Consider the following 20,168-nt stretch of genomic DNA (forward strand, 5'->3'; position numbering starts at 1 on the left):
GTGTGAGTGGGCGACCTTCGAGCGGGATCGTCGGGCGGTTTCAGTGCGCCATCGTCGGCAGGTTCTGCGTGGTGGCGTATTTCGTTATGAATTGGGCAAGCTGGGCGAACTGCGGACCGACCGCCGACTTCACCATGTATCCGGCGACATGCTCGTCGTAGGCCCGCGAACGGTCCCGATCGCGCGAGCTGGTACTGAGGATGAACACGACGGTGCGCTTCAGTTCGGCGTCGGCGCGCAATTCCTCCAGGAACTGGAAGCCGTCCATGTTGGGCATGTTGAGGTCGAGCAGCACGATCACCGGGGTGTCGACCTGCTTGTCCCCGTGGCGTCTGCGCAGAATGTCCAGGGCTTCGCGGCCGTCCCCGGCGGTTTCGCTGCGGCAGGGAACGCCATGGCGCTTGAAGCTGCGCAGCACGCTTTCGAGGGCCACGTCGTCATCGTCGACCACCAGCACGGTATAGTCGGACAGGGCGTTTCGGGGTTGCGCGGTGTCGCGTTCAGTCATCCTCGTTTTCCTTGAGCAGTATCCGCGGCCAGTGGATTTCGAACGAGGCGCCGCCGAGCGTTCCGGGAGAGCGGACCGTCACCATGCCGCCGTGGGCGTTGATCATGCGCCGCGTGAAGGCCAGTCCCACGCCGTCGCCGCTGGTGCCCGGCGAGGCGCGGTGGAACAGCTTGAAGATCCGTTCCTCGTTACCGGGGGTGACGCCCTTGCCGTCGTCGTCCACCGTGAAGACCGAGAACCGGCCTTCCTCGCGCATGGCGATGCGTATCCGTCCCGAAGCGCCGCCGTGGTGCTTTACCGCGTTGCCGATCAGGTTGCGCAGCGAGGTGGCCAGGGGCGCGCGCGGCGCGACGATGTCGCCGCCCTGAAGGTCGATCTCCACCTCGAAACCGTCGGGGACGAGGGCCAGGCCCAGTGCCTCCTCCAACAGTTCGGCGGGGGCGATCGTCTCGACGTGGCGTTCGCGCACGCCGGCGCGGGCATAGTCCAGCAGGTCGTCGATCATCTGCTCGGCGCGGTCGATGCGCAGCGATATCCGATCGAAATTGTGCTTCACGTCGTCCGGCAGTTCGATATCGCCGAGGTCTTCGCGGATCCAGGTGACGAGATCCGCGATCCCCCGCAGCGGCGAACGCAGGTCGTGGCTGGCGACGTAAGTGAATTCCTCAAGCTGCGCGTTGGTCTGCTGGAGCGCGGTCTCGCCTTGCTTGCGCGAGGAAATGTCGCTCACGATGGCCATGAACATCGGCTGGGCGCCGTTCTCGAGCTTCGTCAGCGCGATCTCGACGGGAATTTCCTGTCCCGACCGGTGCAGGCCGGTCAGATCGCGGCCCGTGCCCATGATGCGCGAGATGGGTGCCTGGACATAGCCCGAGACGTGATCGCGATGCGGTTCGCGATAGCGCGGGGGCAGCAGCAGTTCGAGCGGTTGCCCGACCAGCTCCTCGCGCGGGTAGCCGAATTCGCCGGCAAGGGCGGAATTGACCTGGACGATGCGCTGGCGACTGTCGACCACCAGTGCGCCGAGCGGCAGGTTCTCGAAAATCTGTGTGAAGCGCTTTTCGGCGATGGTCTGGCGCGTCAGGCTCTGGAAGTAGAGGATTGCGCGCTTGTCGAAGTCGCCGGGGGAGGACGTCAGCGTCAGTTCCACCGTCTGCTGGATTCCTTCCAGCGCCTTTACCGCGACTACGCGCGTCCAGGAAGGCCGTGCATCCACCGGTGCGGCGAAGAACACCTCCAGCATTTTGCGGAGAATTTCGGCATCGTCCTGCGGCAGCCACACGAATGCGAGGGAGAGGCGCAAGGCCGAAGGGTCCGGCTCACCCAGCAGCGCCGCCACGGCATTGTTGGCCCAGGAGATAACGCCGGCCTCGTCGATGATCATGGCGCCGATCGGCGCATGAGTCAGCGCGACATGCACGTCCGCCTGGTTCTGAAGCGCTACCGTCACCACAATTCCCTTCGCAGCGTAAAAGCCGGCACCCCTGAGAACAGGGGAGCGACGTTACCGTGCGACCGGGAGGTCGTGCGCGTTCATCGGCGACGCGGCGATCGACCTTCCGCGTTCCGGTCTATGAGGCAGGCCGTTTGCGCCTGACGAAGGAGGCTTTCCGGTTTTGCCCTTAGTTATGGGTCAATGTGGTTTGGATGCGCGCAAAGACTGGCCGCTCCGGCGCGGCGTCGGTCAGAGACTGATGAATTTCCCCGCAGCGCGGTCCTTGCGCACTTTCAGCCCGTTGAACACCGAACCGTTCATCGTGATCCACACGCCTTCGGGTGCGGATTGGCAGCAGGCGAAAGCCATGCCGAGGTTGAACGTGGCGTCGCTCTCGGCAAAGCGGGCAGGGGCAAGGGCGCCGGTGAGCACCGTGGTCTTGCCGCGCAGGTCCGCCAGCACTTTGGCGGTCTCGGTCATCGTGTCGGTGCCGTGGGTGATGACCACGTGCGTTTCCGGCGCGGCTGCGACGATGGCGCGGATGGCCGCGCGATCCTCGTCGGTCAGTTCCAGGCTGTCCTTGCGCATCAGTTCGACAACGCGCACCGGGTGGGCGACGCGCGCGACTTTCAGCAGCTTCTCGATCACGCTCTCGGCGATCTGGTATTCGCTGAGCGCGTCGAAATACTGCTTGTCGAAAGTCCCGCCGGTGGTGACGACGAGAATGGGGGAAAGTGCGCTGGCCTGGTCCATGCGCGCCGTTTCCTATCCCGACCGCGCTAGGTCAAGCCATTCCTTACCATTCATGCCGCGCGGGGGCAGGTACCTCGTGGCCAATCGATCAGGCCGATCAGGTTGTCGACGAAAGCCTCACGCTCTTTCAGGCTGGGACGGCGGGGCTGCATGAGAATGTCCGAGCGATAGCCGACCATGGCCGCCACCGTCACTTGCGTCAGCCGCTCGGCTTCTTCCTGGGTGAACCGGGTGGCGTAGAACTCCGTTACGCAGCGCCGGAAACGCCAGGGGCCGCGCTCGTAGAACATTTCGTTGATCTCTGGAAACCGCTCCCCCTCGCTCACCACGAGGCGAAACAGCTGCACCGAGTTTTCGCGCAGCAAGCAGTCGATGAAGCGAAGGCACGCGCGGCGCAGCGCCGGAAACGAAAAGGTTTGCCCGGTCAGAACTTCGTTCACGTCCTGCGAAAATGAGTCCACCTTGTTGTCGACCACGGCGGCGAACAACTCTTCCTTGGAGCCGAAATGTGCCCAGAGCGTCGCCTTGGAGCCGCCGAGTTCGTCGGCGATGGAAGACATCGTGGTGGCGGCATAGCCGCGTTCGAAGAAGGAACGCGTGGCTACGTCCACGATAGCGGCTCTCTTGCGCGCCTTGTTGAGTTCTCTCTTGCCCATATTTTCTGTCATAGTGGTACTGGCTGGTACACTTTTCCATTGACAGGCGCAACCCGGACTCCGATTAAAACTGTACCGATGAGTACGATCACTATCACCCGAGTCGCGGCAGCCTCCATGCTCGCCGTAGGCCTTTCGCTGTCCGCCTGCGCTGTGCCCGACCTTGGGCCGAAGCCGCAGATGCGGGCCCCCGCAATCCTGGACAGCAGCCAGTCGCTGATGGCCACCGGCGATGCCGCATGGCCGCAGCAGCAGTGGTGGACCGCCTACGGCGATGCCCAGCTCGATGCCTTGGTGGCCGAGGCGTTGGCCAATTCCCCCGACGTGGCCGAGGCGCAGGCCCGTATCCTGCAAGCGCGCGGCGCGGCGCTCGTGGCCGGAGCGGCGACTTTGCCGAGCCTCAACGGGCAGGGCTCCGCCGGTGGAGCGAAGCAGAGCTACAACAACGGCATTCCGGCTGCATTCGTGCCCAAGGGATGGAAGAGCAGGGGCGATCTCGCGCTGTCTGGCGATTTCGACCTCGATATCTGGGGCAAGAACCGCAAGATGCTCGCCGCGGCGACGTCCGAGCAGTACGCGGCCGAGGCCGATGCCCGCCAGGCCGAGCTGATGATCTCCTCGAACGTCGTCTCCTCCTACTTCGATCTCGCCCGCCTGGTGGCGCGCGGAGAGGCGCTGAAGGAAGCTTTGAAGGCGCGCGAGGCGATGGTCACGCTCAGCGACCAGCGCAACCAGCAGGGGCTCGATAGCGAACTGCCGTTGCGTCAGTCGGAATCGCTGGCCGCCTCGGCGCGCGCGGCGCTTTCCGCCAACAACGAGCAGATTTTGCTGCGCCGCCATGCGATTGCAGCGCTGCTTGGCGCGGGCCCCGATCGCGGCCTGGCCATCACGCCTACCTCGATCGACGGGTTGCCGGTGACGGCGGTTCCCGGAGACGCCGGAATCGGTCTTGTCGGTCGTCGTCCGGACATCGTTGCCGCGCGTCTGCGCGCCGAAGGTGCGGGCAAGCGGATCGATGCCGCCAAGGCCGCCTTCCTGCCCGATATCTCGATCAGCGGGTTGTTCGGCCTCCAGTCTCTCGGACTTTCGAACTTGTTCAAGAGCGGCTCCACTTACGGAAACGCGGGCGGCGCGATCAGCCTGCCGATCTTCCAGGGCGGCCGCCTCAAGGGCGAATATACCCGCACGCGCGGCGCCTATGACCTGGCCGTGGCGGACTACAACGGCACCGTGATCGGCGCGCTTCAGGACGTGGCCGATACGCTGGCCACGCGCAATGCGGCGGCCGAGCAGGAACAGGCTGCCGCAGATGCCCAGGCCAAGTCGGCCCGCGCCTATGACATCGCCATGAAACGCTACAAGGGCGGCCTCGGCAATTACCTCGACGCGCTGAGCGCCGAGACGACCGCGCTCGATGCGCGGCAAGCGGCCGTCGATGCCCATTTCCGTACCCTCGCCAGCGAAGTCGCGCTCAAGCGCGCGCTGGGCGGCGGCTACGAAGACAATTCCAGCAAGAAGGCTCCCGAGTGATGAGTGACCAGGACAACAACGCACAGGGCTCCGGGAGCGTGCTGGGCAAGAACAAGCGCAAGCCGCTGCTGATCGGCCTGGCCGTCGGCGTGGCGGCCGTGGGCCTGCTCTATTTTGCCTATGACGCCTTCATCGGCAGCCGCTCGGTCTCTACCGACAACGCCTATGTCGGCGGCGACAATGCGCAAGTCACGCCGCTGACCTCGGGACGCGTGGTGGAAGTGCTCGTCACTGACACCCAGCCCGTCCGCAAGGGCCAGCTGCTGTTCCGGATCGAGGACAAGGACCAGCGCATCGCGCTCGCCCAGGCCGAGGCCGAGCTTGCCGCCGCGCAGCGCCGCTACGGCCAGTCGCTCGCGCAGAACCGGGCGCTCGGTGCCTCGGCAGACGCCAGCGACGCGCAGATCAACTCGGCCAAGGCCAGCGTCGCCTCGGCCGAGGCGACCCTCACCAAGGCCAAGACCGACTTCGCCCGCCGCCAGGCCCTGGTCGGCAGCGGCGCCGTATCCGGCGACGAACTGACGACCGCGCGCCAGCAGCTTGCCTCGGCACAGGCTTCGGCCAGCGAGGCGCGCGCCATGCTCGCCCAGATGCAGGCCGCCGCTGTCAGCGCCCGCCGCCAGGAAGACGCCGCCGTGGCGCTCACCAAGGGCACCAGCGACACCACCGCGCCGGAAATCCGCGCAGCACAGGCCAAGCTGGACCAGGCGAAGCTCGACCTCGAACGCACCATCGTCCGCGCGCCGATCGACGGCGTGATCGCCCGGCGCGCCATCCAGGTCGGCCAGAAGGTCCAGACCGGCGGCGTGGCGATGACGGTAGTTCCGGTCGGTCATCTCTATGTTGACGCCAACTTCAAGGAAACGCAGCTCGGCAAGGTCCGCCCCGGCCAGAACGCCACGCTGAAGTCCGACTTCTACGGCGGCGACGTGGTCTATCATGGCAAGGTGATCGGCTTTGCGGGCGGCACCGGCTCGGCCTTCTCGCTGATCCCCGCGCAGAACGCGACCGGCAACTGGATCAAGGTGGTCCAGCGCCTGCCCGTCCGTATCGAGCTTGATCCCAAGGAGCTTCAGGCCCATCCGCTGCGCATCGGCCTGTCGATGGACGCCGAGATCGAACTGACGGACGCCGACTGATGGCAGGCGCACCTGCTGCGCCCGTAGACGGGGAATCAGGCGACGTTACCTTCAAGGGGGCGAAGCTGCTCATCGCCGGCTTCCTGCTGGCGATGGCCAACTTCGTCGTCGTGCTCGACCTGACGATCGCCAACGTCTCGATCCCGCATATTTCCGGGGGCCTCGGCGTCTCGGTAACGAACGGCACTTGGGCCATCACATCCTACGCCGTTGCCGAGGCGATCTGCGTGCCGCTTACGGGCTGGCTTGCCGGCCGTTTCGGCAGCTTGCGCGTGTTCCTGTTCTCGCTGGTGGGCTTCGGCCTGTTTTCGGCGCTTTGCGGCATCGCGCATACTTTCCCGCTGCTGGTGGTGTTCCGCCTGGGGCAGGGCTTCTGCGGCGGTCCGCTGATGCCGCTGACGCAAACCCTGCTGCTGCGCATCTTCCCCAAGCACATGCACCCGCGCGCCATGGCGATGTGGGCGATGACCGTCGTCACCGCGCCGATCGCCGGGCCCATCGTCGGCGGCTACATCTCCGACAACTGGTCGTGGGAATGGATCTTCTTCATCAACGTGCCGATCGTGATCGTGGTCTTCTTCGGCCTGTTCACCATGCTGCGCAGCGTGGAAACGCCTACCCGCAAGCTGCCGATCGACGTGGTGGGCCTGGGCCTGCTGATCGCATGGGTCGGCGCCTTCCAGATGATGCTCGACCTCGGCCGCGAGCACGACTGGTTCGGATCGCCCTTCATCGTCGCGCTGGCGGTGATCGCGGTGATCTTCTTCATCGCCTTCATCATCTGGGAGCTGACCGAGGAACATCCGGTGGTAGACCTGAAGGTCTTCCGGCATCGCGGATTCTCGGCGGCGACCTTCTCGTTGACGATCGCCTTCGGTACCTACTTCGCCTCCGTGGTCATCATCCCGCAGTGGCTCCAGACCTCGATGGGCTATACCGCCACCCAGGCGGGCGAAGCCATGGCCTTCTCCGGCGTCCTGGCGGTGGTGGCATCGCCGTTCGTGCCCAAGCTGATGCAGCGCTTCGATCCGCGACTGCTGGTGTTCATCGGCATTTCCTGGATCGGCGTCTGCGCGATCTTCCGCACCAGCTGGTCCACCGACGTGACGTTCTGGACGATCTCCTGGCCGCAACTCGTGCAGGGCATCGGCGTCTCGCTGTTCATGGTGCCGTTAACCACCATCAGCCTCGCCTCGGTTCGCCCCGACGAGACGGCGGGCGCGGCAGGCATCGCCAATTTCGGACGAACGCTGGCGAGCGCCGTGGCCACGGCCCTGGTGACGACCACCTGGGACGACATGTCCCGCGCCAACGGGGCCGAGATGGCCGCGTCGATGAACGGCGCGCAGCGAACCATGGAACAGCTTCAGGGCGCCGGTTTCTCGTTGGAGCAGGCACGCCAGACCCTGGCGAACCTCGTGGCGGGGCAGGGCACGGCGCTCGGCACCGTCCATGTTTTCGCACTTTGTGCCGTGCTGCTGTTCATCGCGGCCTGCACTATCTGGATCGCCCCGCGTCCCCCGCGCGGTGCGAAGCCGGCTTCGGGCGGACACTGATCCCCAGGTACGCCTGACGTCCTTCTCCGAAGCCTGGCGAGCCGCCGACGCTATCCCCTCCTCCAGCGTCGGCGGCTTTCCTGTGTCAGTCTTGCGCGCAGTTCGCCAGCACGTCCGCGGCGAGATCCTCCAGCCTGAGTTCGGCATCCACCGCGCCTGCCTCCACGGCGGCGGCGGGGGCCTGCGGTACGGTGGCGCTGGCACGGTCCTGCGCGAGAGTGCGGCATCCAGCGGCCTGGAGCAGCCGAAGCCCCTTCGCGCCGTCCTCGCCCATGCCGGTCAGCACCGCGCCGATGGCGGGCATCCCCCCGCGCCCGATCGAGCCGAACAGCAGCGTGGCGGAAGGGCGGAACCCCTCCACCGGATCGCGCTCGACCAGGCGGATGCGCGGCGGCGTGCCGGGCTCGACTATGACGTGCCGCGCCGGATCGAAGGCGATGTGGACGATGCCTGCGACCAGCTCTGCACCATCGACGGCTGCCTTGACGTTGCAGGCGCTGTCCCGGTCGGCGCGGGCGATGAACATCTCGGCCAGCGCCGGCTCGGTCTGGAGCACGATCACCGTCGGCGGGCAGGCCTTGGGATAGTGCGATAGCACGGCGGTCAACGCATCGACGCCGCCCATCGATGTGCTGAAGGCAGCGATCTTTCCACTGGCACGATAGCCGCCCTGTTCCTCGGCGGGCTTGGCGCCGCGATGCCGGGGCCGGTCGCGGACGTTGGAATTGGCGGCGGCGATGACGATCTTGCCGAGCTTGCCCACCGTCTTGGCGAACTGTTCGGGCGTAGCCTTGAGCGGCTTGGGAAAGCATTCCACCGCGCCGAGTTCGAAGGCTTTCAAAGAGGTTTCGGTGCCGCTCTGGGTCAGTGCCGATAGCATGACGACCGGCATCGGGTTGGTCGTCATGATCTCTTCCAGAAACTCGATCCCGCTCATGCCGGGCATCTCCACATCGAGCGTGACGACATTGGGCATGAGCTGCGCGATCTGTTCCCGCGCCTCGGCCGCGCTGGCGGCGGTGCCCACCACGCGCACGTTCTTCGACTGCTCCAGCACGTCGCAGAACAGGGCGCGCATGGCGGCGGAATCGTCGACGACCAGAACGCGTGCATCGTGCATGGAGAAACCTTCCCGTTCGAGAAAATCGGCTGACGGAGATGCGCGATAGCGTGGGGAACGGAACGAAAGTCCTTCTGCGTTCTAAGGGACTTTTCGGAGCGGCGGGCAAACCCGGCGTTGGCAACGACGCGGATAGGAGGGCGCTTCACCCTTTCCCGGACCGGGGTTCCCGCGATGACCACACTCGTTCTTCCTGCCCGCTGCGACCGCGCCGCCGCCGAGGCGCTCTGGCCCGAGATGGTTGCGGCCATCGGCGGCGACGAGATGACGATCGACGGCACGGCGGTGGAGCAGATGGGGCAGGCGGTCCTGCAACTGCTGGTCTCGGCGCGGCGCAGCGCGGGCGCCACTATCGTGCCTTCTCCCGTGCTACGCGACGTTGCGGCGCTGACGGGGCTTTGCACGGAGCTTTTCGGGGAGGGCGCCGGGACGGAGTTACGGCAGGAGGTTGCTCCTGAGGATGCCGTGCTGTGAGCCCGGAGGAAATCCAGCAGATCTTCTTCGTCGAGTGCGAAGAGTCGCTCGCGGCGGCCGAAGCCGGCCTGGCGGCCTGCAAGGCGGGAACCCAGGATGCCGACACCGTCAATGCCGTGTTTCGCGGGGTGCATTCGATCAAGGGCGGCGCCGGCGCTTTCGGATACGCCGCGCTCCAGGGCTATACCCATGTTTTCGAGACCCTGCTTTCCGATGTGCGGGAAGGGCTGGTGCCGATCGAGCGGGGGCTTGTGGACCTGCTGCTGCGTGCCCTCGATACCTTGGCCGATCATGTGGAGGCCGCGCGCGAGGAAGGCGAGCCACCGGCCGACGCCGGGCTGATTGCGGAGATGAACGCGGCGATGGCGGATTTGGGGGCAGATTCGGGGGGCGCGCCGCCGATCGCGCTGAAACCTGAGACGACGGAGGCGGCTGAAGCGCCCGTATCCGACGATTTCGGGCTCGATCTCGATGCGTTGCTTGACGACCTCACCGCCGACTTCGCCGCGGCCCCGGCTGCGAAGCCCTCCTGGCAGGTGCATGTCCGGCCACACGCAGGCGCGATGCGCAACGGCAGCGAGCCGCTGCTAATGCTGCGCGATCTGGCGGCGCTGGGGGGCGAGTGTCTGCACTGCGACACTTCCGAGGTGCCGCCGCTGGATCACTTCGATCTGGAGCAGGGCTATCTCGGCTGGACTTACGCCATGCCCGGCGAGCTGTCCGAAGAGGTGGTGCGCGAGATATTCGACTTCATCGGCGAGGATTGCGCACTGACCATCGGCGAAGATGCAGCGATGCCTCCCGTGCAATCCGCGCCTGTCCGCGCGCTTCCGGCCAGCGGCGCTATCCTGTCGGCCGCACCGCCGGAGCCCGTTGCTGCGGCCCCTATAGCAAGCACTTTCACCGCGACGACCGGCCCAACGACTAGTTCCGGCCCCAGTTCCAACTCGGGCCAGTCCATCCGCATCGATCTGTTCAAGCTCGACCGGCTGATCGATCTCGTGGGCGAACTGGTGATCGCGCAGGCCATGCTGGTGCAGCGGCTCCAAGGGGCGGGAGTGACGGCGAGCGAGGAGCTGTCTTTGCTCGAAGGCCTGACGCGCGACATGCAGGAAAGCGCCATGTCGATCCGCGCGCAGCCCATCGCCTCGGTGTTCAGCCGCGTTCCCCGCATCTTGCGCGATCTTGCCGCCAGCACCGGCAAGCACGTCCGGCTGGACGTGCTGGGCGAGACCACCGAACTGGACAAGACCGTGATCGAGCGGCTCGGCGAACCGCTCACCCATCTCATCCGCAACGCCGTGGATCATGGCATCGAGAGCGCAGAGGCCCGGATCGCGGCAGGCAAGCCCCCGGAGGGCACGCTGACGCTGGCGGCGGAGCACCGATCCGGTCGCATTCTCATCTCCATTGCCGACGATGGCGCGGGCATCGACCGCGAAAGGGTGCTCGCCAAGGCCATCGACAAGGGTATCATCGGCAGCGACGCTCAACTGACTGCCGAAGAGATCGACCATCTGATCTTCGCCCCCGGCTTCTCCACCGCCGAGGTCGTCTCGAACATCTCGGGGCGTGGCGTCGGCATGGACGTGGTGCGGCAGAACGTGAAGGATCTCGGCGGCCGCATCACCATCGAGAGCGTGCCGGGCAGGGGGACGAAGTTCATCCTCACCCTGCCGCTCACCCTGGCGATCTCCGACGGCATGATCGTCAATGTCGGCGACCAGACGCTGGTGGTGCCGCTTTCCCACGTCGTCGAGAGCCTGCGCCCCGGCGAGAACGAAGTGCAGGGAATCGGTACCCGTCGTCAGGTGCTCAACGTGCGCGGTCGCTTCATTCCCGTCATTCCCTTGCGAGAGGCGCTGAACGCCAGTGGCGGAGCCAGTGCAGAGGCGGATGGCGGGGCGGCGGGGAAGGGCGTGCTGGTGGTCGTCGAAACCGAAAGTGCCGGACAGGCGGCGCTGCTGGTGGACGATATCCAGGACCAGCGGCAGTTCGTGATCAAGAGCCTCGCCACCAACTTCCGCTCCGTGGAAGGGGTCGCGGGGGCGACGATCCTGGGCGACGGGCGGGTGGCCCTGATCCTCGACGTGGACGGACTGGTGGCCTTCACGCTCTCTTCGCCGGAGGGGCAACCGACAGGCCCGGAACAGGCCGCGGCATGATGGCCACGGACATCGTGACCGAACTCGTGCCCGGCGTCAGCCCGGACATCTACGGTGCCGCCGATTTCTCGGAAGTTTCCCGGATCGTCCAAGATGCGGTGGGTATCGTCCTGCCGCAGGGCAAGGCTATGCTGGTCTATTCCCGTCTTGCGCCGCTGGTGCGCGCGACCGGCCTCGTGACGTTCGGCCGCTATATCGAGGCGATGCGCGCCGATCCCGAGGAGATGGGCCGCGCGGTTGCCGCGCTGACGACCAACCACACGTTCTTCTATCGCGAGGCGCATCACTTCGAGCACTTGCGCGACCATGTCAGGCCCGCGCTGATAGAGAAGCTGCGCCGCCGCGACGCCGTGCGCATCTGGTCTGCAGGCTGTTCGAGCGGCGAGGAAACCTGGTCGATCGTCATGACCCTGCTGGGCACGGACCGCGCGGCAGGCGTCGACCTGACGCATCGCGACTTGCGCGTGCTTGCCAGCGACATCGCGCCGCATGCGCTGCACAAGGCGATGGGCGGCGTCTATGCCGCTGGAGACCTGAAGCCGGTGCCGTCGGAACTGCGCCTGCTCTGGACGGCCGAGGAGCACGGGAAGGTCGCACTGGCGGAGCCGCCGCGTTCCATCGTGCGCTTCCGCACGCTCAACCTGCTGGGCGACTGGCCGATCCGGGGCCGTTTCGATGCGATCTTCTGCCGCAACGTGATGATATATTTCGACGCTCCCACCAACGAACGCCTGGTCCATCGCTTTGCCGAGGCGCTCATTCCGGGCGGCTATCTCTACATCGGCCATTCCGAGCGCGTGACCGGCCCGGCCTCGGACTTGCTCGAACTGGTGGGCCCCACGATCTATCGCCGGAGAGGGGCATGACCATCCGCGTCCTCATCATCGACGATTCCCCGACGATGCGCGCGATCCTGCTGGCGCGCCTGCGTGAGCAGCACGATATCGAAGTCGTGGGCACGGCCTCCGATGCCGTGGAGGGACGCGAGATGATCAAGCGCCTCGATCCCGATGTCGTCACGCTCGACATCGAGATGCCGGGCATGAACGGGCTCGATTTCCTCGAAAAGATCATGACCCTGCGGCCGACCCCGGTGATCGTGGTGTCCGGCATGACGCGCGACGGCAGCGAGGCGACCGCCCGCGCGCTGGGGCTGGGCGCGGTGGACTGCTATGCCAAGTACGATCCCGAGGGCCGGCTTGCCCTGCACGACGGCGGCGAACTGGCGGCCATGGTCCGGGCAGCGGCGCAAGTGCGTTTCCATCGCCCGGTCTTGCGCGCGTTGGCGGAGGAAAGCCGTCGCTCGATCCGGCGCGACACGCGCCTGATCGCGATCGGATCGTCCACTGGAGGGGTGGAAGCGTTGCAGGTTCTGCTGCGCGACTTCGCCGGGGATTGCCCACCGACGCTGATCGTCCAGCACGTCAATCCGCGCTTCGCGCCCGCCATCGCCCGCACGCTCGACCAGGCCTGCCCGGCGCGAGTGCAGGTTGCGGGGCAGGACATGCCGCTGCGCGCAGGCAACGTTTACTTGGCTGCCGAGGCGGACTGTCACCTGACGGTCCGGGCGGGGCCTACCGGCGCGCTCCACGCCAGGTTGCGAAGGGGCGAGCCGGTTTCCGGGCATATCCCGAGCGTAGATGCGCTGTTCGCCTCGGCGGCGGCGGAACTGGGCGGTGGGGCCGTAGGCATACTCCTCACCGGCATGGGACAGGATGGCGCGCGCGGTCTCCTGGCCATGAGCCGGGCGGGCGCGCACACGATCGCGCAGGACGAGGACAGCTGCACGGTCTTCGGCATGCCCCGCGCCGCCATCTCCCTCGGCGCCGCGCGCGTGGTGGCGCCGCTCGACCGCATCGCCCGCCATGCCTTGCACCAGGCCGCCTGATGCTCGAACCTCTTCCAGACACGGAGCGGCACAACCATGCAACCGTGCTTCAGGGCCAGTTCCGGGTGAGCGCATCGCCGGTGGACGAGTTTGGAACCGTGCTGGGAAGCTGCGTTGCCACCTGCCTGCACGATCCCGTCGCGAGCCTGGGCGGCATGAACCATTTCCTCCTCCCCAAGCCGCTTTCCGAAACCGAACGGGGCGAGGTGGACGTGCATTACGGCGTCTATCTGATGGAGATGCTGATCAATGCCATGCTGGCGCAAGGCGGCCGCAAGCAGCACATGCGCGCGCATCTCTACGGAGGCGCCAATCTCCATCGCGGAATGGAACGGATCGGCAGCGCCAATGCCCGCTTCGCCCGCGAATTCCTGCAACGCGAGGGCATTACACTGGCGCGAGAGGATCTCGGCGGCAGCGCCGCGCGGCGCCTGGATTTCCGCCCCGCGTCGGGACTGGTGCGCTGTCGTCGGCTTGCCGCCGTGGATGCGCTGGACGCCGAAGCCGCCGTTTCCCTCCGCCCCATTCTCCCCCGCACCGAGCCGCGCGGCGAAGTCGAACTGTTTTGAGAAACGAGGCCCTCCGATGTCCCGAACCACCCGCATCCTTACCGTAGACGACAGCGCCTCGATGCGGGCGCTGCTCAACCATGCGCTGTCCGCGAACGGGTTCGACGTGGCCCAGGCCGACGACGGGCTTTCCGCGCTGGAATGGCTGGCGGTGAACGAGGTGGACGTGGTCATCACCGACATCAACATGCCCCGGCTCGACGGATTCGGGCTGATCGAGAAAGTGCGCGGCGGCACGCGCCACCGGGACCGGCCGATCCTGGTGCTCACCACCGAGAGTTCGGACGAGAAGAAGGCGCGCGCGCGTGCCGCAGGCGCGACGGGATGGATCGTCAAGCCTTTCGACACCGATAAACTGGTCGCGGCCGTGCGCCGCGTCGCCCACTGAAGGCGGAAAACCGCGATGCACCGTGAACTCATCACTTTCGAACTGGCCGGGCAGATCTTCGCGCTCGACATCATGGCGATCCGCGAGATCCGCGCCTGGACTCCCGTGACCCCGATGCCACGCGTTCCGCACTATGTGGCAGGCGTGGTGAACCTGCGGGGCACCGTGCTGCCGGTGATCGACCTTGCCGCCCGGCTCGGCTGGCCGCCGACCCAGGCGACGGCGCGCCACGCGATCATCGTCTGCCAGGTCGGCGGGCAGGCGCAGGGACTGATTGTGGACTCGGTGTCGGATATCGTCGCGCTTCAGTCGGAAACCCTCCAGCCCCCGCCGGGCGTGGGGCAGGACGAAGTGACGCCGTTCCTCGAAGGCCTTGTCGCGATCGACGATCGCATGGTCATGGTTCTCGATATTCCCGCGCTCAGCGCCTCGGTGGCTCCCGCCGAGGCCACGGCGGTCTGACGACACATGGCCGGGCAGCCTGAATTCGAACCGCGCTTCGTCGCCATGGCCGAAGTTCTGGGTGAACTCGGGGCCGAGATCGAGGCGCTGGGCGAAGTGTTCTGCCGTGACGAGGGCTTCGTGGCCCGGCACATGCGCGAGCTTCAGGCCATAGACCTGATCGCGCAGAAACAGCGGGCGCTCGCGGCGATCCTTGCGGCCGGGTTCAGCGAGGCCGAAATGCGGCGCATAAACCTCGAAGCGCTGCACGAACGGTTCTGCGGGTTCATCGATGGCGCTGCCGAAACGTGCTGCGAAGTGCCGATCGACGCTGCGGAACGGGGCGATCCGCTCGATTTATGGGAAGCTGGATCCTAGCGCGGATTGAAACTGCGGCGCATCAGACGGGGCAGCACAGCCGCCTGGCCGATCGCGCGCATCACGAAGAACAACGTGAAGGCGGCCCAGAGCCCGTGATTGCCCCATGGGTGCATCAGCCAGAGCAGCAGGGCGTAAATTCCCATGGCGCCGAGCATCGTGCCCATCATCGCCCGCGTCCATCCGGCGCCGACGAAGACGCCATCGAGCACATAGGCGGAAACGCCGAGTAGCGGCAGTGCCACCAGCCAGGGCGCGTAGGTGGCGGTTTCGGCGATGACGTGCGGGTCGGTGCTGAAGGCGGCGGCCAGCGCCTTGCCTCCAAGTCCATAGGCCACGGTGAGCGCAAGGCCCATCATGCCGCCCCACCACAGCGCCGAGCGGACGGTTGCGCGAAAGCGTGCGCGGTCATCGGCTCCCAGTGCTTCGCCGCAAAGCACTTGCGCGGCGCTTTCGAAGCCGTCCAGCAGCAAGGTCGCCAGCATGAACAGCTGGAAAAGGATGCCGTTCGCGGCCAGCGTCACCGGCCCCGCCTGCGCGCCGGTTCGGGCGAAGGCGAGCAGGGCGGCGGTGAGCAGCAGGGTTCGCAGAAACAGGTCGCGATTGAGTGCAAACAGGCGGGCAAGTTCGCTGCGACGCCAAGTGGAGCGAAGGCCGGCCAGGGCGAAAGCGGCGCCCGCTTCCGGCCGCCGGAACACCAGGACGGCAAGCAGCGCGAACTTGAACAGTTCGGAAGAGAACGTGGCCGTCGCCACGCCGGTGACGCCCCATCCGGCGACCAGCACGAGGAACAGGTCTAGCGCGATGTGAACGGCGTTGGCGGCGATTTCCACTATCAGGACGTGACGCACCAGCCTCTGCCCGATCAGCCAGCCCACCAGTACGCAATTGCCCAGCCAGAGCGGGCCGGCCCAGTAGCGGATTTCGATGTAATGCCGTGCGTTCGCGCGCAGCGGGCCCGAGGCTTCGAGCAGGTCGAGCCCGAGCGGGATGGCCAGCGGCATCAGGCAAAGCAGCACGCACCCGATCCCCATTGCGACGGCCAGCGCGCGGGTCAGGGTTTCCGCCTGCGCCTGCGGATCGCCTCGCCCGGTGCCTTGCGCGGTAAGCGCCACGGTGCTCGTGCGCAGGAAGTTGAACACGTTGAGAAGGCCCATCATGTACTTCGCGCCGAGTTCGACAGCACCTTGCGCGGGCGCATCGCCGAGACGGCCGATCGCCCACATGTCGGCAAGTCCGAACAGGGCAGTCGCCACATTGGTAAGCATCGCCGGCAGCGCGATTGCCCAGAGCAGGCGGGCAGGGCCGATGGAGGGCGTGGGGGCAGGGAGGGGCAACGGCGGAACTCGCGTCATGGACAAGGCTGCCCTAGCATATGCCCCGTCTGCGGCAATCGCGCACAGATGGCGCGGTTCATGCGGCGCGAATCACTGGCCCTCATCTCGACGGGATTGTTGCACCAGCAATGAGGTGAGCGGCTATGCTGCATCTGCGAAATGACGATGGAAGCGTGCGCCAAACGGCGCGCTCCCCGTCCCTCACGAAGAGAGACAGGGAGCGCTAAAACCGTTAATCTAGAAAATGCTGCGTCTGCGAAGTTCGGCGCGCCGGACAGAAAGTAAACTTCCTACCCGGCGCGCTCTCTCCCAACACCGGTAGAACCGCAAGCGGTCCTTCGCCAATCACTCTGCAACAATTTTCCGCGAACTCAAAGCGGAATTGCAGGAAATTTCTTGCAATCGATTTTTACCAGACGAGCGGCACCGCTTCCGGGCCGATCACGCCACCGGGGCGGTACTCGACATGGGTGCCCGGCTGGAGGTCGAACTGCGGCACGCGCTTCAGCCATTCCTGCAGCGCGATCTTCACTTCAAGGCGAGCGAGATGCCCCCCCATGCAGCTATGCACGCCGACCGTGAACGCCAGGATGGTCTTGCGAGGACGATCGAAGTCCACCGTCATCGGATCGGGGAAGACGTCCGGGTCGAAGTTGCAGGCGGGCAGGATGAAGGTGACGCGGTCGCCCTTCTTCATCTGCACGCCGCGCATTTCGTAATCCTTGTCGAGCACGCGGCCCGAGAAGGTGACGGACCAGCGGCGCAGCAGTTCCTCGACGATGCGGTCGATGTCCTCGGGCCGGTCGATGATCTCCTGCCGCTTCTCGGGGTTCTGCGCCAGCCACAGCCAGATGTTGTTGAGGGTGGCGAAGACGGTGTCGAGCCCGCCGATGAACAGGAAGCAGACGAAACCGAAGATCTCCTTGTCCGAAAGCGGCACGCCGTCCGGCTCGGCATGAGCGATCAGGCTGACCACGCCGTCGTCGGGGTTGGCCTTCTTCTCGGCGATGGCTTCCTTCAGATAGGCGGTGATCTTGGCCATGGCCTGGCCCATGATCGCGCGGTCGTTGGAATGAAGCAGTTCCATCGCCCATTCCACGAACGTGTCGCGCATGGCCTGCGGTAGGCCCATGATGTCCAGGAACACCGAGACCGGCAGTGGACGGCCGAAGTCTTCCGTGAACTCGCAGGTTTCGCCGGCCGCGACTTTGGCTTCGATGGCGTCGATCAGGTCGTTCGAGCGCTTGCGGATCAGTTCTTCCAGCTTCAGCACGCCCTTGGGGCTGAACACCGGGTCCACGATGTTGCGGTACTTGCGGTGGTGTGGCGGGTCGATCTCGATCGGGATGAAGTAGAAATAGTCGTTCGGATCGCGCGGGAACGGCGTGGCGCCCTCGTTGGAGAAGATGTCCGGATGGCGCAGGCCGAACAGGGCGTCCTCATGCTTGGTGAGGTGCCACATGTTTCCCATGGGGCTGACGTCGTAATAGATCGGCGGCTGCTTTTGGTGCAGCGCGGCCATGAAATCGTGCGGACCGGCCAGGAATTCCGGGCCGACCGTCAGGCCGGACTGGCGGATAAGGTCGGCCGGGACATGGTCGGGCACCTGATCCATGCCGACATGGCGCGGGAAGCTGGGCGGAACGGGGTTTGCGGCGTCGATAGGCATGGCTGTCTTCCTGTCGCTCGGCTCAGAACTGGTGTTCGGGCATGTGGACGACGAGACCGTCGAGGGCCGGGGTCATCTCTATCTGACAGGAAAGGCGGCTGTTCGGCTTCACTTCCGCCGCAGCGGATTCGAGCAGTTCTTCCTCTGCCTGAGAGGAGGGTCCGCCCACCGCGTCCACCCAGTCGGCATCGATATAGCAGTGGCAGGTGGCGCAGGAGAGGCCGCCGCCGCATTCGCCGGTGATGGCTTCGACGCCGTTGTAGACGGCGCCGTGCATGACGTTGTCGCCGGTTTCGACTTCGACGTTCACCGCGCGGCCCTCATGATCGACGAATGTGACCTTGGGCATCTGACTCTCCTGTCCTTCAATGTCGGCGCGTTTCTGAGAACGCTGTTCTCATGGTGTTTAGCGCGGGACGCGGAAAGGAGTCAATCCACATGCCGATCCGATGCGGCGCACTGGACCGCGAGGGAATCTGCGCCTAGTCCTGGGGAAATGGTGACACCCCGTCCGATCCCCCAGGAGATTTCGAACAATCCCGAGCCCCGGCAGGACGGCGAGCGGGATCGCACGCGTCTGTTGATCGATGCCGCCTACGACCTGCTGGACGAAGCGGGGCTTGAGGGCCTGACGATCCGGGCGGTTCTGGCGCGCACGGGCCTCGCGCGTCGTGCCTTCTACGAGAGGTTCCAGGGGAAGGACGACCTCGTGCTGGCGGTCTTCGATTCTTCGCTGCGTGCGGCGGCGATGCGGTTCGGGGACATTACTCGCCAGGTTGCCAGCCCTACCGAGGCGCTGCGGCTGATCGTGTCCGGGATCGTCGTCGGCCAGTTTGGCGAAGAGCGGGAGCAGGGCGGACAAGGCGGTGCTCACTTGCGCAGTGCAGCGCTCAGCCGGGAGCATTTGCGGCTGGCGCAGTCTCGCCCTGCAGAGCTTCAGGCCGCGCTTCAGCCTCTGCTGGACCTCATGGCGGCGCAAGTCGACGAGGGGATGAAGACCGGTGAGTTTCGCGCCGCCGAAGCGCATCTCCAGGCCCGGCTGATCTACAACCTCGTCTCTACCACGGTGCACACCGTGCTGCTTCAGGAAGAAGGCCGTCTTCCCGATTTCGCCGGACGAGAGGCCCTGGCAGGGGCGATCTGGGAATTCTGCCGTCGGGCCATCGTGGCCTGACGGTCAGAGCGGTTCGATCCGCTCCAGCATGCGCTCGATGTCGGCCGGTCGGGCAAGGTCGGTGCCGGCGCGCAGCACTGCGGCCGATCCTGCCGCCATGCCGCGACGGAAGGCTTCGAGTTCGCCGTCGCCCCGGCACAGCGCATGGACCATTGCGGCCACGAAGCTGTCTCCGGCGCCCACTGCGCTGGCGGCGTCGATCTTGAGCGCGGGCAGGAATGCCGTGCCTTCGGCCCGCGCCAGAACCGCGCCTTCGTGGCCCATGGTCACGGCGACAAGCCTGGCCTTGCCCGCTTCGACGATCTCCATCGCGGCCTTGCCGATTGCGGTCAGGTCTTCAAGCTTGCGCCCTGCATAGGCCTGGAGTTCGCCGAGGCTGGGCTTGATCAGCAGCAGTCCGCCTTCCGCGATACCGGCCGCCAGCGCCTTGCCGGAACTGTCGAGCACGATCTCCACGCCGCGCTTGCACATCACGCGAGCGACACGGGCGTAGAAATCGTCCGGCACGCCGGGTGGCAGCGAGCCGCTCATGACCAGCACGTCGCAATCCGCCTCGGCAAGGCGATCGAGGCATTCCTGCCATTCGGCTTCGCTGACGTGCGGACCGGCGGGCGTGAAGCGGTATTCCTTGCCGGTATCGTGTTCGAGAATGTCGGCGGCGACGCGGGTGGAGCCGGCTATGGGGATGCGCGTTCGGACAAGCTGGTGAAGGTCGACAAGCCCGTCCAGCGCCGGGCCGGTGGCGCCGCCAGAGAGATAGAAAGAGCGCGCATTGCCGCCCAGGCGTACGAAGACGCGGGCCACGTTGATCCCGCCCCCGCCCGGCGCATAGTGCTCGTTGTCGGTGCGCATCTTGTGCGTGTGCTGGACTTTGCCGACGTCGTAGGAGACGTCGATCGTCGGATTCATCGTCAGGGTGGCGATGCTCTTCATCCGGGCAGCTCCTGCAGTTCGGCGCAATTCATGCCCGCCGGAGTTCGCCTGCGCA

The 20,168-nt window shown here is 66.1% G+C and carries 21 protein-coding genes; 12 read left to right on the plus strand and 9 right to left on the minus strand.

The window, feature by feature from the left end:
• Positions 1-40: 40 nt before the first annotated feature.
• The 4 genes from ACI3K3_RS09670 to ACI3K3_RS09685 form a co-directional block, all read right to left on the minus strand.
• Positions 41-508, minus strand: coding sequence for a response regulator (locus tag ACI3K3_RS09670; protein ID WP_404913376.1), 468 nt, complete (start codon positions 506-508; stop codon positions 41-43).
• Entirely contained in the window at positions 501-1,958 is a 1,458-nt protein-coding gene (locus ACI3K3_RS09675) for a PAS domain S-box protein (protein ID WP_404913377.1), read from the minus strand. Before ACI3K3_RS09675 ends, ACI3K3_RS09670 begins: the two co-directional genes overlap by 8 nt.
• A 234-nt stretch (positions 1,959-2,192) precedes the next feature.
• Complete coding sequence (locus tag ACI3K3_RS09680) at positions 2,193-2,696, minus strand: asparaginase domain-containing protein (RefSeq protein ID WP_313437913.1); 504 nt, start codon at positions 2,694-2,696, stop codon at positions 2,193-2,195.
• A gap of 50 nt (positions 2,697-2,746) precedes the next feature.
• Complete coding sequence (locus ACI3K3_RS09685) at positions 2,747-3,352, minus strand: TetR/AcrR family transcriptional regulator (protein WP_404913378.1); 606 nt, start codon at positions 3,350-3,352, stop codon at positions 2,747-2,749.
• 78 nt (positions 3,353-3,430) lie between these two features.
• Here ACI3K3_RS09685 and ACI3K3_RS09690 point away from each other — a divergent pair, with 78 nt between their 5' ends.
• From ACI3K3_RS09690 to ACI3K3_RS09700, 3 genes are read left to right on the plus strand one after another with little or no spacing between them, the layout of a single operon-like run.
• Positions 3,431-4,882, plus strand: a complete 1,452-nt coding sequence (locus tag ACI3K3_RS09690; protein WP_404913379.1) for an efflux transporter outer membrane subunit — start codon at positions 3,431-3,433, stop codon at positions 4,880-4,882.
• Positions 4,882-6,021, plus strand: coding sequence for an HlyD family efflux transporter periplasmic adaptor subunit (locus ACI3K3_RS09695; protein ID WP_404913380.1), 1,140 nt, complete (start codon positions 4,882-4,884; stop codon positions 6,019-6,021). Before ACI3K3_RS09690 ends, ACI3K3_RS09695 begins: the two co-directional genes overlap by 1 nt.
• Positions 6,021-7,577: a DHA2 family efflux MFS transporter permease subunit gene (locus ACI3K3_RS09700; protein ID WP_404913381.1), complete on the plus strand. Its 1,557-nt coding sequence runs from the start codon at positions 6,021-6,023 to the stop codon at positions 7,575-7,577. Before ACI3K3_RS09695 ends, ACI3K3_RS09700 begins: the two co-directional genes overlap by 1 nt.
• An 85-nt stretch (positions 7,578-7,662) precedes the next feature.
• Here the strand turns inward: ACI3K3_RS09700 and ACI3K3_RS09705 are convergent, their stop codons facing one another.
• Complete coding sequence (locus ACI3K3_RS09705; protein ID WP_404913382.1) at positions 7,663-8,697, minus strand: chemotaxis protein CheB; 1,035 nt, start codon at positions 8,695-8,697, stop codon at positions 7,663-7,665.
• A gap of 174 nt (positions 8,698-8,871) precedes the next feature.
• Between ACI3K3_RS09705 and ACI3K3_RS09710 the strand changes: the two genes are divergently transcribed.
• The 8 genes from ACI3K3_RS09710 to ACI3K3_RS09745 are packed head-to-tail and all read left to right on the plus strand — an operon-like array spanning position 8,872 to position 15,000.
• Entirely contained in the window at positions 8,872-9,171 is a 300-nt protein-coding gene (locus ACI3K3_RS09710; protein ID WP_404913383.1) for an STAS domain-containing protein, read from the plus strand.
• Positions 9,168-11,336 carry a chemotaxis protein CheA gene (locus ACI3K3_RS09715; RefSeq protein WP_404913384.1) on the plus strand — a complete coding sequence of 723 codons (2,169 nt, stop codon included), beginning with the start codon at positions 9,168-9,170 and terminating at the stop codon, positions 11,334-11,336. Before ACI3K3_RS09710 ends, ACI3K3_RS09715 begins: the two co-directional genes overlap by 4 nt.
• On the plus strand, positions 11,333-12,202 hold the full coding sequence (locus ACI3K3_RS09720; protein WP_404913385.1) for a CheR family methyltransferase: 870 nt from the start codon (positions 11,333-11,335) through the stop codon (positions 12,200-12,202). Before ACI3K3_RS09715 ends, ACI3K3_RS09720 begins: the two co-directional genes overlap by 4 nt.
• A complete protein-coding gene (locus ACI3K3_RS09725; RefSeq protein ID WP_404913386.1) occupies positions 12,199-13,224 on the plus strand; it encodes a chemotaxis response regulator protein-glutamate methylesterase in 1,026 nt (341 codons plus the stop codon). Before ACI3K3_RS09720 ends, ACI3K3_RS09725 begins: the two co-directional genes overlap by 4 nt.
• Positions 13,224-13,793 (plus strand): chemotaxis protein CheD, encoded by a 570-nt coding sequence (locus tag ACI3K3_RS09730; protein WP_404913387.1) that lies wholly within the window; start codon positions 13,224-13,226, stop codon positions 13,791-13,793. The genes ACI3K3_RS09725 and ACI3K3_RS09730 overlap by 1 nt, the downstream gene beginning before the upstream one ends.
• A gap of 16 nt (positions 13,794-13,809) precedes the next feature.
• The gene (locus ACI3K3_RS09735) at positions 13,810-14,181 is read left to right on the plus strand and encodes a response regulator (protein ID WP_313437883.1); all 372 of its coding nucleotides are present in this window, start codon (positions 13,810-13,812) and stop codon (positions 14,179-14,181) included.
• 15 nt (positions 14,182-14,196) lie between these two features.
• The gene (locus ACI3K3_RS09740; protein ID WP_313437880.1) at positions 14,197-14,643 is read left to right on the plus strand and encodes a chemotaxis protein CheW; all 447 of its coding nucleotides are present in this window, start codon (positions 14,197-14,199) and stop codon (positions 14,641-14,643) included.
• A gap of 6 nt (positions 14,644-14,649) precedes the next feature.
• Positions 14,650-15,000 (plus strand): hypothetical protein, encoded by a 351-nt coding sequence (locus ACI3K3_RS09745; RefSeq protein WP_404913388.1) that lies wholly within the window; start codon positions 14,650-14,652, stop codon positions 14,998-15,000.
• Here ACI3K3_RS09745 and ACI3K3_RS09750 read toward each other — a convergent pair.
• The 3 genes from ACI3K3_RS09750 to ACI3K3_RS09760 form a co-directional block, all read right to left on the minus strand.
• Positions 14,997-16,355: an MATE family efflux transporter gene (locus ACI3K3_RS09750; protein ID WP_404913389.1), complete on the minus strand. Its 1,359-nt coding sequence runs from the start codon at positions 16,353-16,355 to the stop codon at positions 14,997-14,999. The two genes, ACI3K3_RS09745 and ACI3K3_RS09750, sit on opposite strands and share 4 nt — an antisense overlap.
• Positions 16,356-16,746: 391 nt before the next feature.
• Positions 16,747-18,006, minus strand: coding sequence for a cytochrome P450 (locus tag ACI3K3_RS09755; RefSeq protein WP_404913390.1), 1,260 nt, complete (start codon positions 18,004-18,006; stop codon positions 16,747-16,749).
• A 22-nt stretch (positions 18,007-18,028) separates the two neighbouring features.
• Entirely contained in the window at positions 18,029-18,355 is a 327-nt protein-coding gene (locus ACI3K3_RS09760; protein ID WP_404913391.1) for a 2Fe-2S iron-sulfur cluster-binding protein, read from the minus strand.
• 147 nt (positions 18,356-18,502) lie between these two features.
• Here ACI3K3_RS09760 and ACI3K3_RS09765 point away from each other — a divergent pair, with 147 nt between their 5' ends.
• Complete coding sequence (locus tag ACI3K3_RS09765) at positions 18,503-19,180, plus strand: TetR/AcrR family transcriptional regulator (protein ID WP_404913392.1); 678 nt, start codon at positions 18,503-18,505, stop codon at positions 19,178-19,180.
• A 3-nt stretch (positions 19,181-19,183) separates the two neighbouring features.
• Here the strand turns inward: ACI3K3_RS09765 and ACI3K3_RS09770 are convergent, their stop codons facing one another.
• Entirely contained in the window at positions 19,184-20,113 is a 930-nt protein-coding gene (locus tag ACI3K3_RS09770; protein ID WP_404913393.1) for a 1-phosphofructokinase family hexose kinase, read from the minus strand.
• Positions 20,114-20,168: the final 55 nt, after the last annotated feature.

This window comes from Novosphingobium sp. ZW T3_23, from assembly GCF_044987305.1.
GTDB lineage: Bacteria > Pseudomonadota > Alphaproteobacteria > Sphingomonadales > Sphingomonadaceae > Novosphingobium.

Coding starts and splice junctions, on each gene's coding strand:
- ACI3K3_RS09765 (WP_404913392.1), top strand. CDS start 18,503: ATGGTGACACCCCGTCCGATCCCCCAGGAGATTTCGAACAATCCCGAG.
- ACI3K3_RS09730 (WP_404913387.1), top strand. CDS start 13,224: ATGCTCGAACCTCTTCCAGACACGGAGCGGCACAACCATGCAACCGTG.
- ACI3K3_RS09670 (WP_404913376.1), bottom strand. CDS start 508: ATGACTGAACGCGACACCGCGCAACCCCGAAACGCCCTGTCCGACTAT.
- ACI3K3_RS09755 (WP_404913390.1), bottom strand. CDS start 18,006: ATGCCTATCGACGCCGCAAACCCCGTTCCGCCCAGCTTCCCGCGCCAT.
- ACI3K3_RS09695 (WP_404913380.1), top strand. CDS start 4,882: ATGAGTGACCAGGACAACAACGCACAGGGCTCCGGGAGCGTGCTGGGC.
- ACI3K3_RS09690 (WP_404913379.1), top strand. CDS start 3,431: ATGAGTACGATCACTATCACCCGAGTCGCGGCAGCCTCCATGCTCGCC.
- ACI3K3_RS09735 (WP_313437883.1), top strand. CDS start 13,810: ATGTCCCGAACCACCCGCATCCTTACCGTAGACGACAGCGCCTCGATG.
- ACI3K3_RS09680 (WP_313437913.1), bottom strand. CDS start 2,696: ATGGACCAGGCCAGCGCACTTTCCCCCATTCTCGTCGTCACCACCGGC.
- ACI3K3_RS09720 (WP_404913385.1), top strand. CDS start 11,333: ATGATGGCCACGGACATCGTGACCGAACTCGTGCCCGGCGTCAGCCCG.
- ACI3K3_RS09710 (WP_404913383.1), top strand. CDS start 8,872: ATGACCACACTCGTTCTTCCTGCCCGCTGCGACCGCGCCGCCGCCGAG.
- ACI3K3_RS09705 (WP_404913382.1), bottom strand. CDS start 8,697: ATGCACGATGCACGCGTTCTGGTCGTCGACGATTCCGCCGCCATGCGC.
- ACI3K3_RS09700 (WP_404913381.1), top strand. CDS start 6,021: ATGGCAGGCGCACCTGCTGCGCCCGTAGACGGGGAATCAGGCGACGTT.
- ACI3K3_RS09750 (WP_404913389.1), bottom strand. CDS start 16,355: ATGACGCGAGTTCCGCCGTTGCCCCTCCCTGCCCCCACGCCCTCCATC.
- ACI3K3_RS09760 (WP_404913391.1), bottom strand. CDS start 18,355: ATGCCCAAGGTCACATTCGTCGATCATGAGGGCCGCGCGGTGAACGTC.
- ACI3K3_RS09685 (WP_404913378.1), bottom strand. CDS start 3,352: ATGGGCAAGAGAGAACTCAACAAGGCGCGCAAGAGAGCCGCTATCGTG.
- ACI3K3_RS09770 (WP_404913393.1), bottom strand. CDS start 20,113: ATGAAGAGCATCGCCACCCTGACGATGAATCCGACGATCGACGTCTCC.
- ACI3K3_RS09745 (WP_404913388.1), top strand. CDS start 14,650: ATGGCCGGGCAGCCTGAATTCGAACCGCGCTTCGTCGCCATGGCCGAA.
- ACI3K3_RS09740 (WP_313437880.1), top strand. CDS start 14,197: ATGCACCGTGAACTCATCACTTTCGAACTGGCCGGGCAGATCTTCGCG.
- ACI3K3_RS09725 (WP_404913386.1), top strand. CDS start 12,199: ATGACCATCCGCGTCCTCATCATCGACGATTCCCCGACGATGCGCGCG.